Genomic DNA, 19219 nt, shown 5'->3' with positions numbered 1-19219 from the left:
CGTGACCTGTTTTCGGTGGATAACTGTGTCGGAAAGCCTGCTTGGCGGTGCGGGTGGCGGAACCTGAGGCCCGCCCGCCGGCCCGACCACCACCCCCGGCGGAGGCGCTGCGCGCCGCGGTGTTCTCGGCTCCGGGATCGCCTCCTCATGACCCCCCGCCCGCCAGCCCGACCACCACCCCTCACGGACGCTCCGCGGCTGTGCCTCCCACCACGGAGGCGCTGTCCTCGCGAGGAAGCCCCTCAGAACCCGCGGCGGTGCCAGTTGCTTTGGTGGGAAAAACCGCCTTTTTCGCCCGAAGCTAGGGCAACGGAGCCGCTGCCCCGAGGCCCTGCTCCGCGGCGGCGGCGCGGACCGCTTCGATCACCAGTTGCAGTGAGGGCCGGTTCGCGCTGGACGTGCGGTGGGCGATCGACACCGTGCGCATCACCGGTTCGGTCAGCGCGACGATGTCCACCCCCGCCGGGCGCAGCGACAACCCCAGGTCCGACACCAGCGTCACGCCCAGCCCCGCGCCCACCATCGCCAGCGCCGTCGCCTGCTCGCCGACCTCGTGCTCGATCCGGGGCTCGAACCCGTGCCGCTGGCACGCGAGGCGCACCGCCCGGCCGAAGTGCGAGCGCGGGCCGGCCAGTACCCACGGGTGCTCGGCCAGCTCGATCATCCGCACGCTGCCCGCGGGCACCCAGCCCTCCGGCACCGCGGCGTGCATCCGCTCCACGGCGATCACGACCTTCGTCAGCGCCGGGTCCCACGGCATCGGGTAGTCGGAGTACTCGATGACGAACGAGAAGTCCAGGCTCCCGTCCCGCACGGCGGCCGCCGTGTCCTCGGGCGCCAGTTCCCTCGTCCGCACTTCGATCCCGGGGTGCTCCGCGGCCAGCGCGGACAGCGCGAACGGCAGGAGCCCCGACGCGACCGACGCCCACACACCCGCCGTCAGCCGCGCCGTGACACCCTCCTGCGCCTCCTTGAGCGCCATCGTCGCGCGTTCGACGGACTTGAGGATCTCCTCGGCGTGGTCGGTGAGCAGCATCCCCAGCTCCGTCAGCTGCACGCGCCTGCCGAGCCGTTCGATGAGCTTGGCGCCCACGTCCCGCTCCAGCTGGGCGAGCTGCTGCGAGACGGCCGACGCCGTGTAGTGCAGGGCGGCCGCGGCCGCGGTGACCGTGCCGCGGCGGCGCAGCTCCCGGAGCAACCGTAACCGGTGCAGCGAAAGCTCCATGCGTCCCAGCGTAAAAGCCACCGTGCCCTTGTGCAGGAAGCGTGAACGGAACCGTGCACGATCCCTAACTGGACGCCGGTCCGGCCCCGCCCGCACCCTGGCTGATGTTGCTGGCGGTGAGTGGGGAGGTCGGATGACCACGATGCAGGACCCGGTGCGGGGCAGGGACGCCGCGGGGGAGGCCGAGCCGCTGCTGCGGCTGACGTGGACGGACCCGGTCACCGGCGCACACGGGTACCTCGTGGTGCACACCCTGGTTTCCGGTCTTGCCACGGGCGGCACGCGGATGCGCGCGGGCTGCACGCTGCGCGAGGTCGAGGACCTGGCCCGCGGCATGGCCGCGAAGACGGCCGCGTTCGACCTGCCGGTGGGCGGGGCGAAGGGCGGGATCGACTTCGACCCGAAGGACCCGCGTGCGACGGAAGTGCTGACCCGGTTCTGCGCCGCGATGCGGCCCTGGCTCGACGACCACTGGGTCACCGCGGAGGACCTGGGCGTGCCGCAGCACCTCATCGACGACGTGTTCGCCCGGCTCGGTCTGCAGCAGTCCTACCACGCGGCGATCAGCCGCTCGGCCGATCCGGAACGCACGCTGCGCCGCGTCCGGGCCGGTCTCGGCACGCCCGTGCCCGGCGGCCTGCTGGGCGACGTGATCGGCGGGTACGGCGTGGCGCAGGCGTGTTTCGGGGCCGCGAGCGCATGGGGCTGGGCGCCGGAGACGACGACGGTGGCGATCCAGGGCATCGGCACGATGGGCGGCGGCGCGGCCTGGTACCTGCACGAGGCGGGGATGCGCGTGGTCGCGGTCGCCGACGCCGCGGGCACCCTGTACCACCCGGACGGGCTGGACGTGCCGTCGCTGCTGGACCTGCGGGACGCCTTCGGGGAGATCGACCGGTCCCGCGTGCCGGAGGACGTGCGGCGGCTGCCGCGCGGCGCCGTCGTCGGGATCGAGGCGGACATCCTCGTGCCCGCGGCGATCTCGTACGCGATCACGCCGGACAACACGGTGGACGTCGCGGCGAAGGTCGTCGTCGAGGCGGCGAACGCGGCCACCACCGCCGAGGCCGAGGCGATGCTCGCCGGGCGCGGCATCCCGGTGATCCCGGACTTCGTGGCCAACGCGGGCGCGGCGGCGTGGGCGTGGTGGCTGCTGCTGGGCCAGGTCGGCGCGGACCCGGAGGACTCGTTCCGCCGCCTGCGCACGGAGATGCGGGCGAAGGTCGCGTTGCTGCTGGAGCGCTGGATCACCGACGGCGTGACGCCGCGGGCGACGGCGCGGGGTTGGGCGTTCGCCCGCGAGGACACGGAGGTTGTGATTCCCTAGCGGGTATGGGGTCGAAGCCGGTCGCCAGGGGAGCGGTCGCGCTGGCGGTGGGCATCGTCGCGCTGGAGTTCGGTGCCGCCGTCACCAGTTTCGTGGCGTCGACGCTGCTGCCGGTCGTCGCCGCCGGACTGTCCGCACGCGACCGGCTGGGCCTGCTGACGGCGGGCACGACGCTCGGGTTGTTCGTCGCGCTGCCGCTGGCGGGCCGGGTCGTGCACCGGCTCGGCGCCCGGCTCACGCTCACCGCCGGGCTGGCCGGCTACCTCGCCGGGCTGGGCGTGGCCGCGTCCGCCGTGAGCGCGGAGTTGTTCGCGCTGGGACAGTTCCTCGCCGGGTTCTCGGGTGGGGTCCTGGGCGTGTTCGGGATCAGCTCGGCGATCGAGCACCTCGACGAGCGCCTGCGGGTGCGGGTCGTCGCGGCGTCCTCGGCGATGTGGATCCTGCCCGCGCTGGTGGGTCCCGCCGCGACGCTCGCCCTCGAGCACTGGCTGGGCTGGCGGTGGACGCTGCTCGCGCCGGTGCCGGTCGTCCTCCTCGGTCGCCTGTTCGTCGGCAGGGCGGCGTTGCGGTCCGCCCGGCCACAGGGCCCGCCCCGGCCGGTCGGGCGCGCCCTGCTCGTCCCGGCCGGTGCCACGGTGATCGCGTTCGGCGCGGGCGGCTGGCCGGTCACGCTGGCGGGCGCGGCCGTCGCGTTCGCCGGTGCCGGCGCGCTGCTGCCACCCGGGGCCGGGCGATTGCGGCGGGGAACTCCGGCGGCGGTCGCCGCGCTGGTGTTGTTCGCCTTCGGCTACTTCGGCGCCGACAGCCTCATCACGGTCCTGCTCACGGACGGCTACGGCACCCCGCTCGCACAGGCGGCGATCGTGCTGAGCGGGGCGCCGCTGGCGTGGGCGGTCACGAGCCTGCTGATCCCGCGCCTGGTGCGGCGCCACGGCAAGGGGGCGTTCCCGGTGGCGGGGCTGGCGGTCGCGGCGGCCGGGGTCGGTGTCGTGGCCGCGATGCTGCTCGTGGCCCCGTCGTTCCCCGCCGCGCTGGTGTCCTGGACCGTGGCGGGCGTCGGGGTCGGGATCGCCTACCCCGCCCTGTACGTCATGGCCACCACGGCCGGGACGACCGGGCTCACTCCTACGGAACTGGCCACGTCCGCCATCGCGGCGGAGGCCATCGGCGGGGTGCTCGGCCGCGCGGTGGGCGGCGCGCTAAGCTCGGCGCCCGGCACCGGCGGGCTGTTCGCCTCGTACGTGGTGTTCGCGCTCGTGCTCGCGGGAGGAGCGGCCGCCGGGACCCGCGCGTCGTGACGCTCAGGCGATCGCGACGCAGCCTTCCACGTGGTCGTCGACGACGCCGACCGCCTGCAGGTAGGCGTAGACGATCGTGGTGCCGACGAACGTGAAGCCGCGGCGCTTGAGGTCCTTCGAGAGGCGGTCGGACAGTTCCGTGCTCGCGGGCAGCGGTTCCCCGGCGCGGCGGCGGTGCACCACCGGCACGCCGTCGACCCACTGCCACAGGTACGCGTCGAAGGTGCCGAACTCCTCGCGCACGGCGAGGAACGCCTTGGCGTTGCGGACCGTGGACTCGATCTTCAGGCGGTTGCGGACGATGCCGGCGTCGGCGCGCAGCTCGTCGAGCTTCGCCTGCCCGTAGCGGGCGATGCGGGTGTAGTCGAACCCGTCCAGCGCGCGGCGGTAGTTCTCGCGCTTGTTCAGCACCGTGGACCACGACAGCCCCGCCTGCGCGCCCTCGAGCAGCAGCAGCTCGAACAGGTACCCGTCGTCGTGCGCCGGGCGGCCCCATTCGGTGTCGTGGTAGGCGATCATCAGTTCGGAGCCCTCGGCCCAGGCGCAACGACCCACGTCGCGAGGCTAACAGGGGTTCAGCGGGGCGCCTTCGGCAGGATGATCCACAGCAGCAGGTAGATCAGGAACTGCGGGCCGGGCAGCAGGCACGACAGGACGAACAGCAGCCGCACCGTGCGGGGGCGCCAGCCCAGCCAGTCGGCGAGGCCGGCGCACACGCCGGCGATCACGCGGTCGTGGCGGGATCGGGTCAGGGTCTTCGTGTTCGGCATGCCTCCACGATCCCGCCCCGCCGCCCGTCCCGCATCGGGAAGTCCCCGGAGGGGGTCCCTGAACTTTTCGCCTGCTTTGCCGGGATCCCGACGGAAGTAGGCACCACGGCCTGGTCCAGTCCAAAGTGTTGACGGACGAGATTGGTCTAGTCCACATTACGAGAAGCGCGTTCCCCGTCCCCCAGGAGGAAAAATGCGTAGACACAGGATCGCCGCCGCGCTCGCCGCGGCCACGGTCGCGGCCGGCACCGCCTTCACCCTCGCCGCGCACACCGGCGCCTCGGCCGCCGTCGGCGCCGCGGCGCTGAGCAGCAACTGGTACGCCTCGGCGCCCTACCTGATGCCGCAGAGCAACAACCCGCCCGACCCGGTGACCGTGATGAGCGCGACGGGGCAGAAGGCCTTCCAGCTCGCCTTCATCCTCGCCCCGAACGGCGGGGGCTGCAGCCCGACGTGGGACGGCACGTCCGCCGTCTCCTCCGACACGACGGTCGCGAACGTGATCAGCCGGATCCGAGGCGCGGGCGGGGACGTCTCGGTCTCCGTCGGCGGGTACGGCGGCACCAAGCTCGGGCAGACCTGCTCGACCCCGGCCGCCACCGCGGCCGCGTACCAGCAGGTGATCGACCGCTACGGGCTGCGCGCGATCGACTTCGACCTGGAGGAGCCGGAGTACGAGAACGACGCGGCCATCAACAACGAGCTCGGCGCCGCGCAGATCCTGCAGCGCAACAACCCGGGCCTGTTCGTGTCGGTCACCATGCCGGGCACGGCCGCGGGCACCGGCTGGTTCGGGACCCAGCTGCTGGACAAGTCGAAGAGCCTGGGCTTCACGCCGAACAACTTCTCGATCATGCCCTTCGACGGTGGTTTCAACGGCGCCGCGAGCCAGACCTCGGCGCTGGAGGCGTTCCACTCGCTGCTGATGAGCCACCTCGGGTGGGACAGCGCCACCGCCTACGCGCACGAGGGTTTCTCGGGCATGAACGGCAAGACCGACGTGTCGGAGTACTTCACCCAGGCCGACTTCCAGACGGTGCTCGACTACGCCACGAGCCACGGCCTGGGGCGGTTCACGTTCTGGTCCGTCAACCGCGACCGCGCCTGCACCACGACCACCGACAACGGCGTGTGCAGCAACGTGACGCAGAACGACTGGGACTTCACGAAGTTCACCGCCCGGTTCGCCGGGGCGACCCCGCCGGTGACCACCACGCCGCCCACGACGCCGCCGCCGACCTCGACGACGCCGGGCAGCTGCGCGGTCGCGGCGTGGAGTGCCACCACCGCGTACAACGGCGGCGCCGTCGTTTCCTACAACGGACACAAGTGGACGGCCCGCTGGTGGACCTACGGTGACACCCCGGGTGGCGCTGCCGGGGTCTGGGTCGACAACGGCGCCTGCTGAAAGCGCTTTCCTGCTTCGTCACGTGGTCTGGACCGACGGGGGATGGCCGTTCCACGTGACGAAGCAGGAGGACGTCGTGCCGTCGCGGCTGAAGTCCACCCGCAGCCAGCCGTCGGCCTGCCAAGCCTGCACCTGCCACCCCTCCGCGGGGGTGGCGGACACCAGTTTCGCCGACGTGGCACCGAGTTCGAGCACCACGCGGCCGCCGGTGAGCTGGTAGGCGCGCACGTCACCGGCGGCGCTGCTGCTGGTGACCGGGGGTGGGGTGAACGTCGTCGTGCGTGTGGTGGAGGACGTCGGTGGTGGTGGTGACGAGGAGCGGGTAGTGGTGCTCGTGGGCGGCGCGAGCGTCGGCGACGGCGTGGGCGCGGTGACCGGGATCGCCTGTGGTGCGTCACCGGAGGCGTCGGCGGAAAGCACGCTGTGCACCCCGAACCACGACAGCGCCATGCCCAGTGCGGTGGCCGCCGCCCAGGCGGCGACGCGGAGCAGCGTACGACCTCTCACGTTGCGTACGGTAGCGCGCTATGGCGACAGTTCTCGTGGTGGAAGACGATGCCTCGGTGCGGGCCGCGCTCGTCCGGCACCTGTCGGCCGCCGGGCACGCGGTGCGCAGCGTCGGTGCCGCGCTGCCCGCGCTGCAGGAGGTGACGCGGGTCGGCTGCGATCTCGTGGTGCTCGACCTGGGGCTGCCCGACCTCGACGGCGCGGAGGCGCTGCGGATGCTGCGGGCCGTCACGGACGTCCCGGTGGTCGTCGCGACGGCACGCGACGACGAGAGCGGGATCGTGCGGCTGCTCAACAGCGGCGCCGACGACTACCTCGTGAAACCGTTTTCTCCCGAGCACCTCACCGCGCGGATCGCGGCCGTGCTGCGGCGGTCCGGGGCGGCGGGCGCGGCTCCGGCACTGCTGCGCGTCGGCGGGCTCGTCGTCGACCCGCACCGCCGCGAGGCCACGCTCGACGGCAGGCCGCTGGAGCTGACGCGGCGTGAGTTCGACCTGCTGGCGTTCCTGGCGGCGCGGCCCGGGGTCGTGGTGCCGCGCCGGGAACTGCTCGCCGCGGTGTGGCAGCAGGCCTACGGCGGGGACCAGACCATCGACGTGCACCTGTCGTGGCTGCGCCGGAAACTGGGGGAGACGGCGGCGAAACCCCGCTACCTGCACACCGTGCGGGGGGTCGGCGTGAAGATCGAGGCGCCGTGAGGTGGGCGCTGGCCAAGGTGGCGGTCGCCGTGACCACGATGGTGGCGCTGGCGTTCCTGGTGCCGCTGGGCCTGATGGTGCAGGAGACGGCGCACGACCGCGCGTTCAGCTCGGCCGAGCGGCAGGCGGCGGAACTCGGCCCGGCGCTGGCGATCACCACGGATCACGGTGCGCTGCAACGGGCCTTGGCGAGCACGAAGGCGGGCACGGCGGGGCTGGTCGCGGTGCACGTGCCGACCGCCGAGGGCGTGTTCGACACGCTCGGCACGGCGCGCGCGGACGCGGGGCAGCTCGCGGCGACGGCGGCGGGTGGGCGGTCGGCCACCGTGCCGGTGCCCGGTGGGTATGCGCTGCTGCAACCGGTCGCCGTGGACAACGCCAGGATCGCGCTGGTGGAGGTGTTCGTCCCGGAGGCGGCGTTGTCGGCGGGGGTGCCGACGGCGTGGCTCGTGCTCAGCGGGGTCGCGGCCGCGCTGGTGGTGATCTCGGTGCTCGTCGCGGACCGGCTGGGCACCCGGATCGTCGGCGCGGCACGCAGGCTCGCGGCGGCGGCGCGGGATCTCGGGGCGGGGAACCTCCAGGCGCGAGCCCCCGACGAGGACCGTGACGCGCCGCCGGAGCTGCGGGAGGCGGCCGCGGCGTTCAACGCGATGGCCGAGCGCGTGCGGCAGTTGCTGGCGACGGAACGGGAAATGGCCGCGGACCTGTCCCACCGGCTGCGCACGCCCCTGACCGTGTTGCGGCTCAACACCGCCGCGCTGGACGATTCGGAAACCGCGGAACAGACGCGGCAGGCGGTGGCGCGGCTGGAGCACGAGGTGGACCACCTCATCCGCGCGGCCCGCGGCCGGGGCGAGGACGAGACGGTGATCCTGGGCTGCGACGCCGCCGACGTGGTGCGCGACCGGACGGACTTCTGGTCGGCGCTCGCGGAGGACCAGGGCCGCCGCTGGCGGGTCGACGGCACGGGGCGTCCCGCGCTGGTGCCGGTGTCGAGGGCGGACCTAGCCGCCGCGCTGGATGCCGTGCTGGGCAACGTTTTCCGGCACACCGACGAGGGTGTGTCGTTCGGGGTGGAGGTGCGCCGGACGGACTACGCGGTGACGGTCAGGGTCTACGACTCGGGTCCCGGCATCGCGGACCCGGAGGCGGCGCTGCGCAGGGGCGAGGGCGCGGGCGGCGCCGGTTCGACGGGCCTGGGCCTGGACATCGCCCGCCGTGTGGCCGAATCGACCGGCGGCGAGCTGACGATCGGCCGCACGGCCCGCGGCGGAGCGGACATCCGGTTGAGGTTGCGCACGGCGCCCGCGGCGGTGGGGGTTTCGTAAGGCGTTGGGGTGCTTGCGTGCTGGCACGGAACCGCCGAATCTCGTCGACGCGCTGAACAACGCTCCTCGCGGGCACATGCGGTGCCCGGGGAATCCCACGGTTGTCGTGGTGACGGACCGGGGTCCGGCACCGTTCCCTGGGTGCACGCACGTGGCTCCCCGGCGGCGGGCGACCCAGACCCCTGCCTTAACCCCGCCTTAAAAGACCTTTCGCCCTCCCTGAGGAACGGCTCTGACAGCGCGTGCCCGCATTAGCGTCCCCGCCGTCAGTTCCCGTCCCAAGGAGGTAACACCCTGATGTCGTCCCACCCAGGCCGGCACCGCCGCCGGCGCCAGCTGTTCTCCGGCGCCGCGGCGGCCCTCGCGATCGGGGGCGGAGTCGCGTTCGCCGCGATCCCCGGCACGGCCAGCGCCGCGGGCCCGAGCGCGGTCTACGTCAAGACCGGCGACTGGAGCACCGGCTATTCGGCGCAGTACCAGGTGAGCAACCCCAGCGGCGGGCCCAGCGCCTGGAAGCTCACCTTCACCCTCCCCGCCGGCGCGAAGATCACGTCGCTGTGGAACGCGTCCTACACGGTGTCCGGGCAGCAGGTCACGGTCACCCCGCCCGCCTGGCAGCCGACGCTGCCCGCCGACGGCTCCGTCGACGTCGGTTTCGTCGTGAGCGGGGGCGCCGACCCCACCGAGTGCCGCATCAACGGAGCCGACTGCACCACCCCCGGCAGCACCCCCACGACGAGTTCGCCGCCTGTGACCACCTCGGCCCCCTCCAGCGCGCCGACGACCGCACCGTCCACCTCGAAGACGACCACCACGCGGTCCACGCCCAGCACGACCACGAGCAAGCCGGCCACCGACGCGTCCGGCCGCTTCGCGCCCTACGTCGACACCTCGCTGTACCCGCCCTACGACCTCATCTCGACCGCGAACGCCACGGGCGTCAAGGACTTCACGCTCGCGTTCGTGCTCTCCGGCGGCGGCTGCACCCCGAAGTGGGGCGGCGTGAGCGAGCTGAACACCGAAGGCGTGCCGGGGCAGATCGGGCGGCTGCGGGAGCTCGGCGGTGACGTGCGCGTCTCCTTCGGTGGCGCCGCGGGTATCGAGCTCGCGCAGGCCTGCACCGACGCCTCGTCCCTGGCTTCCGCCTACGGCAAGGTGATCAGCACCTACGGACTGTCCAAGGTGGACTTCGACATCGAGGGCGGTGCGCTCGGTGACGTCGCGGCCAACACCCGCCGCGCACAGGCGATCGCCCAGCTGCAGCAGCAGGCCGCGGCCGCGGGCCGCACGCTCGACGTGTCCTTCACCCTGCCCGTGCTGCCCAGCGGTCTCACCCAGGATGGCGTGAACCTGCTGCAGAACGCCAAGGCCAACGGCGTCACCGTGCACGCGGTCAACGTGATGGCCATGGACTACGGCGACGGCGCCGCCCCGAACCCCTCTGGTCGCATGGGCCAGTTCGCGATCGACGCCGCCACCGCCACCCAGGCGCAGGTCAAGTCCGTGCTCGGGCTGCCGGACGCCGACGCGTGGCACCACGTCGCCGTCACCCCGATGATCGGCGTGAACGACGTCGCGACCGAGGTGTTCACCGTCGCCGACGCGAAGCAGCTCGCGGAGTTCGCGAGCGGCAAGGGGCTGGCGTGGCTCGCCATGTGGTCGGCCACCCGCGACCAGCCCTGCCCCGGCGGCCCCGCCGGGTTCGCGCAGGCCACCTGCAGCAGCATCGCCCAGCAGCCGCTGGACTTCACCAGGGCCTTCGCGGCCTTCTGAGCGAGTGGAGCGGAAAAATGCCCACCCGACGTTCGTTCCTCCAGGGCATGGCGGTCGCACTTGTCGGCGCCCCGATCGGTGCCGCCGTGGTCGCGGCGCAGACCTCCGGCCGGGGCGCGCAGGCCGCCGGCGCGACCCTGCCGATGACCGTCGTCAACCACACCTACCGGTTCGCCAACAGCCAGATCTTCTGCTACATCGTCGGCACGGACCTCACCAGCGGCAAGCAGGTGTTCGTCCGGCCCGACGGCAGCGTGAAGCAGGTTTCGTTGTCCGACAACGGTTCCGACGGGTTCGCGGACCTGTCGATCCCGCTCGCGGCAGACGGCGACACCCGGCTGAGCATCCCCGCGGACATGTCCGGCCGCGTGTACTTCTCCCTCGGCGACAAGCTGAGGTTCAAGGTCGTCACCGACGGCGCGGGGAACGCGGCGCTGCAGTACCCGGCGGGCTGGGTCGCGAGCGACCCGAGCTACCGCGTGCTGCACGACTTCGTCGAGTTCACCCACAACAGCGCGGGGATGTTCTGCAACACCACGATGGTCGACATGTTCGCCGTCCCGCTGGCGATCACGCTGACCGGCGCGAGCACGCAGACCACCGGTCACCTCGTGCCGGGCGGGCGGGACGCGATCTTCCGCGGCCTGGCCCAGGTGCCCGAGTTCGCGTCGCTCGTCGTGGACGACCTGCGCGTGATCGCGCCGGGGCACGGGATCGAGGCCGGGTTGTTCCCGGCGAACTACTTCGACCCCTACATCGACGCGGTGTGGCAGAAGTACGCCTCGACCCCGTTGACGGTGTCGGTGAACGGCGGGACCCGCACCGGCCGGGTGTCCGACGGCCTGTTCCGGTTCGACGGGGGCGTGGCGCCCTTCTCCAGGCCCAGCACGCGTGACGTGCTGTTCTGCGACGGGGCGCTCGCGGCGCCGAACGACGGCGTCACCGGGCCCGTGGCGGCGGTGCTGGCGGCCGGGTTCAACCGGTCGACCCTGCTGAGCAGCGCGTCGCAGCCCGGCACGGACCCGGCGGCGTTCTACCGCGAGTCCGTGACGAACCACTACGCCCGCCTGCTGCACGAGAACAGCGCGGACGGGAAGGCGTACGGCTTCGCCTTCGACGACGTCGCCGGGTTCGCCTCCTACATCCAGGACACCGCACCGACTTCCTTCACCGTGGAACTCGCCCCGTTCCACTGAGGGAAGCCTCCGGGGCCACTCCGACCGACTCCCGGAGCGGCCCCGGGGGACCTCCCGCTACTGTGCCCGCCGTGGAAGACACGCTCACCGCCGCCGAAACCGCGCTCGCCGAAGCGGTCGTGAAGGGGGAGTGGTACGACGCCGGAGGCGAGCCCGTCCGCGGTGGGCTGCTCCGCCGGATGCTGCTCGGCGGGTTCGCGTGGCCCGGCGGCGAGCCCGATCCGCGGGGCATCCGGCTCCGCAACGCGGAGCTGCGGGGCGGCCTGGACCTCAGCGAGGTCGAGACCCGGCTGCCACTGCACCTGGTCGACTGCCGGACGAGTGAACCGGTCCTGCTCACCGGCGCACATCTGTCCACAGTGGACCTGTCAGGTCTGGTGGGGAACAACGTCGTCGCGGTGGAGGCCCGCTTCGACCGGGCGCTGCTGCTCATGGGTGCCCGGCTGCGCGCCGGAACCGCCGACGGCGTGCTGAACCTGGCCGGGGCGAGCGTCGGGTCGGTGGTCGACGTGTCCGGCGCCCACCTGATCAGCACCCACCCGGAGGCCCCGGCCTTCCACGGCAACAACCTCGTCACGGGTGCGGGCGTGTTCCTCAACCGCGGGTTCCGCGCCGAGGGCGGCGGCCCGCTCGGCACCATCCGGCTCTCCGGCGCCCGCATCGGCGGTCAGCTGAACCTCGGCGGCGCGTGGCTGGTGAACGCCGACGGCCCGACGCTCGTCGGCGACTACCTGTGCACCCGCAGCAACCTCATGCTCAACCAGGGTTTCCACGCCGAAGGCAGGCACGAGAACGGCACGCTGCGCCTGGTGGGCGCCGAGATCGGCGGGCGCTTCGCGGGGGAGGACGGGCACGCGTTCGCCGCGGAACCGCGTGACCTGGTGCTCAACCTCGGGCAGGTGCGCGTCGCGGGCACGGTGCAGCTGCCCGCGTCGTTCACCCCGGGTCTCGTGCAGCTCGACGGCCTCACCTACACCGGCGTCCCGCGGCGGACCGAGCTGGCGGAGTGGCTGGACCTGCTGGCGCACCGGACTTCGCACTACGCCAGCCAGCCGTACCTGCAGCTGGCCGAGGCGCACCGCGCGGCGGGCAACGAGCGGGACGTGCGCCGGATCCACCTTGCGCGGCAACGGGACCTGCTGCGCCGCGGCCACCTCCCGCCCGGCGGCAGGCTGTGGCACCGCGTCGCCGGGCTCACCGTCGGTTACGGCTACCGGCCCGCGGTCGCGCTGGTGTGGTGGGCCGGGGTGGTGGCGTTGTCGGTGCTGCTCGTCGCCGGAATCGCGGGACCAGCGGGTTTGGCTGTCCACATCGGACAGTCAGGGCGGTGCACGCTCGTCGAGCAGGTCGGGCTCGCGCTGAACACCGCCACCCCGCTGGTCAAGACCGACATGCAGCAGCGCTGTCAGCTCGACGCGGCGGGCGCGGGCGGGGTCCTCGTCGCCGCGTCGTGGGTGCTGCAGGCGCTGGCGTGGGCTTTCGTCACGTTGTTCGTCGCCGGGTTCACCGGGCTGGTGCGCAAACCGGGTTAGGGTGGGGCGGTGAAGCCTGCGGAGCTGAAGCGCCTGTGCCTGGACCTGCCCGGCGCGCGCGAGGAGTTTCCCTTCGACGAGCGCAACAGCGTGTTCAAGGTGGCGGGGAAGATGTTCGCGCTGAGCCCGTTGCGCGCGAAACCCCTGCGGGTGAGCCTGAAGTGCGACCCGGATTTCGCGGTTCAGCTGCGCCTGCAGTACCCGGCGATCACCGGCGGGTACCACCTCAACAAGCGGCACTGGAACACCGTCGTACTCGACGGCTCGGTGCCCGATCCGCTGGTGCACCAGCTCGTCGAGGACTCCTACGACCTCGTCGTGGCCGGCCTGCCGAAGCGGGAACGGGAGAAGCTGCACTGGGTGGGCCTCGCCCGGAAATGAGGTTCCTCCGGGCTCCCGGCGGCCAGTAGGATCGGTGGCGGCGGGAGAACTGGGGAGATCGATGAGGATTTCGCTCCGGGCCGGGACCTTCGAGGCACCCGGCGCGGGTGACTTCGCCCTGCCACCGTTCTTCGGCCCCGTCACCAAGCCCATGGTGCTGGTGGTGCTGTCGGTCGTGATCATCGCCGGTTTCTTCCTGCTGGCGACCCGCAGGCCCCGGCTCGTGCCCGGGCGGCTGCAGTTCGCCGCCGAATGGGTGTACGACCTGGCCCGCGAGCGCATCGCGCGCGACCAGATCGGCAGCGCCGACTTCCGGCCGTTCGTGCCGCTGATCCTGGCGTTGTTCACCTTCGTGCTCGTGAACGACATCTTCGGGCTGATCCCGCTCGTGCAGTTCCCGACCATGGGGCGGATCGGTTTTCCGGTCGCGCTCGCGGTCTTCGTGGTGTTCCCGCTGTGCCAGGTCGTCGGCATCCGGCGGCACGGCCTGCGCGGCTACCTGAAGAACCAGCTGTTCCCCGCTGGGGTGCCGAAGGCCGTGTACCCGCTGCTGACGCCGATCGAGGCGTTCCTGCGGTTCTTCATGGACCCGCTGACGCTCGCCATCCGGGTGTTCGCCGCGATGTTCGCCGGGCACCTGCTGCTGCTCGCGTTCACCCTCGGCGGGGAGTTCCTGCTGCTGCACGGCAACGGGCTCGGCAAGGCCGTGTCCGTGGTCGCGTTCGCCTTCGCGGTGCTCACGACGTTCCTGGAGGCGCTGGTCCAGGTGGTGCAGGCCTACATCTTCGCCGCGCTGAGCGCGATCTACATCGGACGGGCCTTGGCTGCTCACTGAACCGTGTGGGCCATCCGGAGCAACCGCGACACGACGCTACGAAAGACCGGCGCGGTTCCGCCGGTTTTCGCCCACGTCACCCTATCGTGCAGCCCGAGTCGACAAGACGTCTTGCGTTCCGTGACCGGCTGGAGGTGGCGGCTTGCGTTACCGGGTGCTGCGCCCGCCGTACTGCTACCGGTGGGCGGTGCTGCTCAGCGCGCTCGTCCTGGCCACGACGGCGGCCGTGGCGCTGTTCTCCTCCGCGGAGGGCGCACCCGCCGCCCCTGCCCCCGTCGCCGCCGCTGCCGCGCAGGTCACGCCCGCCCCTGCCACGGAGCTGCCTCCGCCTCCCGCCGCGGGCCTCGTGCGCAGCGCCGCCGGCCAGGGCCGCACGGTCGCCCTCACGTTCGACGACGGTCCCGACCCGGTCTACACGCCGCAGATCCTCGACGCCCTGACCCGCGCGGGTGCGGTGGCGACGTTCTGCATGATCGGCACGAACGCCGCGCGCCACCCCGAGCTGGTGCGCGCCGTGGTCGACCGGGGGATGCGCCTGTGCGACCACACGATCAGCCACGACGAGCAGCTGCCGCGGCGCAGTGAGCAGCGGATCACCGCCGAGATCGCGGGGTGCTGGTCGGACCTCCAGGTCGCCGCCGACCGCGACGTGCCCGTGCCGTACTTCCGCGCGCCGGGCGGGAACTGGTCGGAGCTGCTGACCACCGTCGCGGCACGGCAGGGCATGAAACCGCTTTCCTGGAGCGTCGACTCCCGCGACTGGACGTTGCCCGGGACGGCGCAGATCGTGGCGACCGTGCAGCGGGCGGTGCAGCCGGGCACGGTCGTCCTCCTGCACGACGGCGGGGGCAAGCGGGCGCAGACCGTCGAGGCGCTCAACCAGCTGCTGCCGTGGTTCACGGCGCAGGGCTACCGCTTCGACTTCCCGGGCTAGGCCTTCTCCTAGGCTGCGCCCATGACGGTCACCGCGATGTTGGCGCAGTACGGCGCCGAGGACCACGACGTGGCGCGAGTCCGGCGGCTGCTGGCGGCCGAGCCCGACCCGTGGCGGCGGGACCTCCCCCTGCACCTCACGGCCTCCGCGTTCGTCGTGCACCCCGCGACCCGCCGGGTGCTGCTGCGGTGGCACGAGCGTCAGCAGGCTTGGCTGCAGGTGGGCGGGCACGGCGACCCGGGGGAGCGGGACCCGCTCGCCGTCGCGCTGCGCGAGGGCCGCGAGGAGACGGGCCTGCCCGACTTGACGCCCTGGCCGGACGACTCGCTGCTCCAGGTGGCCGTGGTGCCGGTGCCCGCGAAAGGCGCCGAACCCGCGCACGAGCACGCAGACCTCCGGTTCGTCCTGGCGACAACCCAGCCCGAGGCGATCCGCCCGGAAAAGCCGGAGGCGCCGCTGCGCTGGCTACCGGTCGACGAGGCGCTCGAAGCCACGGGGGAGGCGAACGTGCGGGAAGCGCTTTCCTGGGTGCGGCGGTTGCTGGGCGCGTGAGCGGGAAAGCGCTTTCTCGCCCCGACCAGCAGCCCGCCTCAGCGCGGGAACCGCCCCCGAGCGGGCTGCACCGTCAGCTCCGTGACGTGCGCTTCGTCCGGAGACGACACCACCGACGCCACGGCGGCGGCGACCGCCTCGGGGGCCAGGTACTGCTCGGGCTCATACGGCCCGCCCTCGCGCTGACGCACCTCACGCTGCATCCCGGTCGCCACGCGGCCGGGGTACACCGTCGTCACGCGGACACCGTTTTCGAGTTCCTCCTGGTGCAGGGCTTCGGCGAACACCCGCAGCGCCTCCTTGCTCGCCGCGTACGCCGAACGCCCCGCCGCGGCCCCGCGCACGACCGTCGAGTTCACCAGGATCGCCCTGCCCCGCGCCCGCCGCAGCGCGGGCAGGAGTGCCCGCGTCACTTCGACCACGCCGAACAGGTTCACCGCGAACACGTGCCGCCACCGGTCGGCGGACGTCTCGGCCACCGGCCCCGCGTCGAACACCCCCGCGCAGTGCACGAGCACGTCGACGCCCACCAGCCCGGACGGCGGCACCAGCGGTCCGGCGGCCAGGTCGAGCGGCCACGCCGCGGCGCCCGGCAGCTTGCCGGTCAGTTCCACGAGCGCGTGCTCGTCGCGGCTCGCGAGCCACACGCGGAAGCCGCGTGCGGCCAGGTCGGTGGCGACCGCGCTGCCGATCCCGCCGGTCGCGCCCACCACCACGGCCACCGGGTCTCGTTCCGCCCCCACCGCTCCTCCAGTCACAAGCCATCTCTTCGTAGTCGCGAAGTCCGGGCGCAGTGCTACACACAGAACAGTAAAGAACAGACAAACAGGACAAAGAGGTGGGTGTAACGGCGGGCGCGGAGGCCGCGACTACGGGGCACAACGGGACGGTGCCGGTAAATGCGGCACCCCCGGTCTCGCCCGGCGCTCGGACTCCCCCTCGGGGTGCCGTGGCGGGCGGGTGGCTCCCGGCCGCGGGCTCCCTTGTCCCCCCGCGCCGGGAGCCACTTGCGCGTCCCGCCCGCGCGGGCTCCCTGGCCTTCCGCGCCGGGGAGCCATTGGCGAACCCAGCGCACGAACTCACTGGCCCCCGCGCCGGGGAGCCACTCGCGCATCCCTCCACAAGCCCCTTGCCCGGCGCCGCGAGCCACTCGCGAGCTCCGGCCCGCGGGCCCCCGCGCCGGGGAGCCAGCCACGCACTCCGCCACAAACCCCCTCGCCTCCGTGCCGGGAAGCCACTCCCGAATCCCACCCGCAGTGAGGCAATTGCTGTCCGCACGCGTGTCCCGTTAGGCTCCCCTCGCCGAGGTGTGGGAGCGGAACGGGAGGCAGCCGATGGCAGGCACGATCGCCGCGCGGATGGACCGGTTGCCGATCACGCGACGGCACCGCCTCGCCACCGTCGCGATCGGGCTCGGGTTGTTCTTCGACCTGTACGAGATCTTCCTCGCCGGTGTCCTGGGCAGCGTGCTGGAAAAGCACTTCCACCTGTCCAAATCGGCGCTCGCGCTGCTGCTGGCTTCGGCGTTCCTCGGCATGTTCGCCGGCGCCGTCCTTTTCGGACGGATCGCCGACCGGCTGGGCCGCCGCCGCGCGTTCCTGCTCAGCCTCGGCACGTACTCCCTGTTCTCGCTGCTCGGCGCGTTCAGCACGGGCCCGGCCATGCTCGTCGTGACGCGGTTCCTCGCCGGGCTGGGGATCGGCGCCGAGCCGCCGGTGTCGGACACCTACCTCGGCGACCTCCTGCCGCCGAAACACCGCGGCCGGTACACCGCCTGGGCCTACACCATCGCGTTCCTCGGGGTGCCCGCCGCCGGTTTCCTCGGCCGCTGGCTGACACCCGCCGCGCCGCTCGGGTTCGAGGGCTGGCGCTGGCTGCTGGTGCTCGGCGCGCTGGGCTCGGTCATCGTGTTCGCCTTGCGCACGGGACTGCCGGAGTCGCCGCGCTGGCTGGAAGCCGTCGGCCGCAAACGCGAGGCCGAGGAGGTGGTGGCGCGGTTCGAGCGCGACGCGGGCGAGCTGCCGGAACCCACCGAAAACCCCGTAGCACCAACGGAAAGCGGGCGGCTGCGGGAGCTGTTCGTGCCGCCCTACCGCCGCCGCACGGGGATGATGGCCGTCTTCCACGTCCTGCAGACGATCGGCTACTACGGCTTCGGCACGCTGGCACCGATCGTGCTGGTGGCCAAGGGTTTCCCCGTCGTGCAGTCGCTGCTGTTCACGGCGCTGACCTACCTCGGCTACCCCGTGGGCTCCGCGCTCTCGCTGCCGGTCGTCGAACGGGTCGAGCGCAAGTTCCTCGTGCTGGGCTCCGCGGTGCTGATGGCGGTGTTCGGCGTCGCGTTCGGACTCGCGACGGCGGCGTGGCTGATCGTGGTCTGCGGGTTCCTCTACACCACCGCGAGCAACCTCTTCTCCAACGCGTTCCACATCTACCAGGCCGAGATCTTCCCGACGGCCCTGCGCGGCACGGCGACGAGCGGCACGTACGCGCTGTCGAGGCTCGCCAGCGGGGTCATGCCGTTCGTGCTGCTGCCCCTGCTGCACTCCGCCGGCGCCGGGGTGCTGTTCACGGTCGTCGCGCTCGCGATGGTGCTGGTGGTGGTCGACGTCGCGTTGTTCGGTCCCCGCACCACGGGCCGGGTGCTGGAGGCGGTGAACAGTAGAGTCGCTCCTGGCGCGGACCAACAGGCACAGGAGGCTCGGTGAGCGCATCACGCGGCGTGGCTCTCGTGACGGGGGCTTCACGCGGGCTGGGGGCGGCGATCGCCCGGCAGCTGGCCGGTGACGGCTGGGCGGTGGCGGTCAACTACCGCTCCGACGCCGACGGCGCGAAGGGCGTGGTCGACGGCATCCGCGCGGACGGGGGCACCGCGGAGGCCTTCGCCGCCGACGTGACCGACGAGGACGGCGTGCGGCGGCTCGTCGCCGACGTGGAGTCGGTGCTGGGGCCCGTCGCGGTGCTCGTGCCCAACGCCACCGGGCCGCAGCCGGAGATCCCCGTCGAGGACCTCACGTGGGAGGCGCACCTGGCGCAGCTGGAGTTCTTCGTCAAGAGCCCGACCCTGTTGCTGCAGGCCGTGCTGCCCGGGATGAAGGCCGCGGGCCGGGGCCGGATCGTCCAGGTCGGCTCGGACATCGTCGCGCGCGGGCTGCCGCGGATGTCGGCCTACCTCGCCGCGAAGGCCGCGCAGGACGGCCTCACCCGCAGCTGGGCGCGTGAGCTGGGCCCGCACGGCATCACCGTGAACCTCGTGGCACCCGGCTGGATCCCGGTCGAACGGCACGCCGGCACCAGCGAGGACGAACGGCGTGCGTACACCGGCGACGTGCCGCTGGGCCGGTTCGGCCGCCCCGAGGAGATCGCGGCGGTCGTGTCGTTCCTGGCTTCCGACGCGGCGTCGTTCGTCAACGGCGAACGTGTGACGGTCAATGGGGGCCACACCATCGACTGAG

The 19219-nt window shown here is 72.7% G+C and carries 19 protein-coding genes; 14 read left to right on the top strand and 5 right to left on the bottom strand.

Features of this window, described 5'->3' with window-relative positions; genetic code table 11:
* Positions 1–301: 301 nt before the first annotated feature.
* On the bottom strand, positions 302–1225 hold the full coding sequence (locus tag BMZ92_RS08870; RefSeq protein WP_091505280.1) for a LysR family transcriptional regulator: 924 nt from the start codon (positions 1223–1225) through the stop codon (positions 302–304).
* A 133-nt stretch (positions 1226–1358) separates the two neighbouring features.
* On the opposite strand from BMZ92_RS08870, the gene BMZ92_RS08865 reads away from it, so the two are divergent.
* Entirely contained in the window at positions 1359–2552 is a 1194-nt protein-coding gene (locus tag BMZ92_RS08865) for a Glu/Leu/Phe/Val dehydrogenase dimerization domain-containing protein (protein ID WP_091505279.1), read from the top strand.
* A gap of 5 nt (positions 2553–2557) precedes the next feature.
* Positions 2558–3850 (top strand): MFS transporter, encoded by a 1293-nt coding sequence (locus tag BMZ92_RS08860; protein ID WP_091505278.1) that lies wholly within the window; start codon positions 2558–2560, stop codon positions 3848–3850.
* Between the two features lie 3 nt (positions 3851–3853).
* Here BMZ92_RS08860 and BMZ92_RS08855 read toward each other — a convergent pair whose 3' ends face one another.
* Positions 3854–4405 carry a DNA-3-methyladenine glycosylase I gene (locus BMZ92_RS08855; RefSeq protein ID WP_091505277.1) on the bottom strand — a complete coding sequence of 184 codons (552 nt, stop codon included), beginning with the start codon at positions 4403–4405 and terminating at the stop codon, positions 3854–3856.
* Positions 4406–4425: 20 nt separating this feature from the next.
* Entirely contained in the window at positions 4426–4620 is a 195-nt protein-coding gene (locus BMZ92_RS08850) for a PspC domain-containing protein (protein ID WP_091505276.1), read from the bottom strand.
* 193 nt (positions 4621–4813) lie between these two features.
* On the opposite strand from BMZ92_RS08850, the gene BMZ92_RS08845 reads away from it, so the two are divergent.
* The gene (locus BMZ92_RS08845) at positions 4814–6028 is read left to right on the top strand and encodes a chitinase (protein ID WP_091505275.1); all 1215 of its coding nucleotides are present in this window, start codon (positions 4814–4816) and stop codon (positions 6026–6028) included.
* A gap of 18 nt (positions 6029–6046) precedes the next feature.
* On the opposite strand, the gene BMZ92_RS08840 is transcribed toward BMZ92_RS08845, so the two are convergent.
* Positions 6047–6535 carry a hypothetical protein gene (locus tag BMZ92_RS08840; protein WP_218153422.1) on the bottom strand — a complete coding sequence of 163 codons (489 nt, stop codon included), beginning with the start codon at positions 6533–6535 and terminating at the stop codon, positions 6047–6049.
* Between the two features lie 20 nt (positions 6536–6555).
* On the opposite strand from BMZ92_RS08840, the gene BMZ92_RS08835 reads away from it, so the two are divergent.
* The 9 genes from BMZ92_RS08835 (at position 6556) to BMZ92_RS08795 (ending at position 15764) form a co-directional block, all read left to right on the top strand.
* A complete protein-coding gene (locus BMZ92_RS08835; RefSeq protein ID WP_091505274.1) occupies positions 6556–7233 on the top strand; it encodes a response regulator transcription factor in 678 nt (225 codons plus the stop codon).
* On the top strand, positions 7230–8561 hold the full coding sequence (locus tag BMZ92_RS08830; RefSeq protein ID WP_091505273.1) for a sensor histidine kinase: 1332 nt from the start codon (positions 7230–7232) through the stop codon (positions 8559–8561). Before BMZ92_RS08835 ends, BMZ92_RS08830 begins: the two co-directional genes overlap by 4 nt.
* A 297-nt stretch (positions 8562–8858) precedes the next feature.
* Complete coding sequence (locus BMZ92_RS08825) at positions 8859–10334, top strand: glycoside hydrolase family 18 protein (RefSeq protein WP_091505272.1); 1476 nt, start codon at positions 8859–8861, stop codon at positions 10332–10334.
* Positions 10335–10351: 17 nt separating this feature from the next.
* The gene (locus tag BMZ92_RS08820) at positions 10352–11530 is read left to right on the top strand and encodes a glycoside hydrolase family 64 protein (RefSeq protein ID WP_091505271.1); all 1179 of its coding nucleotides are present in this window, start codon (positions 10352–10354) and stop codon (positions 11528–11530) included.
* Between the two features lie 71 nt (positions 11531–11601).
* On the top strand, positions 11602–13062 hold the full coding sequence (locus BMZ92_RS08815; protein ID WP_143249823.1) for a hypothetical protein: 1461 nt from the start codon (positions 11602–11604) through the stop codon (positions 13060–13062).
* A gap of 9 nt (positions 13063–13071) precedes the next feature.
* Entirely contained in the window at positions 13072–13443 is a 372-nt protein-coding gene (locus tag BMZ92_RS08810; protein ID WP_091505269.1) for an MmcQ/YjbR family DNA-binding protein, read from the top strand.
* Positions 13444–13504: 61 nt separating this feature from the next.
* Positions 13505–14278 (top strand): F0F1 ATP synthase subunit A, encoded by a 774-nt coding sequence (atpB, locus tag BMZ92_RS08805; protein WP_091505268.1) that lies wholly within the window; start codon positions 13505–13507, stop codon positions 14276–14278.
* A 142-nt stretch (positions 14279–14420) separates the two neighbouring features.
* On the top strand, positions 14421–15212 hold the full coding sequence (locus tag BMZ92_RS08800) for a polysaccharide deacetylase family protein (protein WP_091505267.1): 792 nt from the start codon (positions 14421–14423) through the stop codon (positions 15210–15212).
* Positions 15213–15233: 21 nt separating this feature from the next.
* Complete coding sequence (locus tag BMZ92_RS08795; RefSeq protein ID WP_177228604.1) at positions 15234–15764, top strand: NUDIX hydrolase; 531 nt, start codon at positions 15234–15236, stop codon at positions 15762–15764.
* A gap of 38 nt (positions 15765–15802) precedes the next feature.
* On the opposite strand, the gene BMZ92_RS08790 is transcribed toward BMZ92_RS08795, so the two are convergent.
* Positions 15803–16486, bottom strand: a complete 684-nt coding sequence (locus BMZ92_RS08790) for an SDR family oxidoreductase (RefSeq protein WP_245782965.1) — start codon at positions 16484–16486, stop codon at positions 15803–15805.
* 612 nt (positions 16487–17098) lie between these two features.
* Between BMZ92_RS08790 and BMZ92_RS08785 the strand changes: the two genes are divergently transcribed.
* Complete coding sequence (locus BMZ92_RS08785; protein WP_091505265.1) at positions 17099–18472, top strand: MFS transporter; 1374 nt, start codon at positions 17099–17101, stop codon at positions 18470–18472.
* Positions 18469–19218 (top strand): SDR family NAD(P)-dependent oxidoreductase, encoded by a 750-nt coding sequence (locus BMZ92_RS08780; RefSeq protein WP_218153421.1) that lies wholly within the window; start codon positions 18469–18471, stop codon positions 19216–19218. Before BMZ92_RS08785 ends, BMZ92_RS08780 begins: the two co-directional genes overlap by 4 nt.
* The last annotated feature ends 1 nt before the right edge of the window (position 19219 follow it).

The organism is Amycolatopsis sacchari (assembly GCF_900114035.1).
Lineage (GTDB): Bacteria > Actinomycetota > Actinomycetes > Mycobacteriales > Pseudonocardiaceae > Amycolatopsis_E > Amycolatopsis_E sacchari.
Note: the sequence above shows the minus strand (reverse complement) of the source record. Positions and strands in the feature narration are given on the sequence as shown.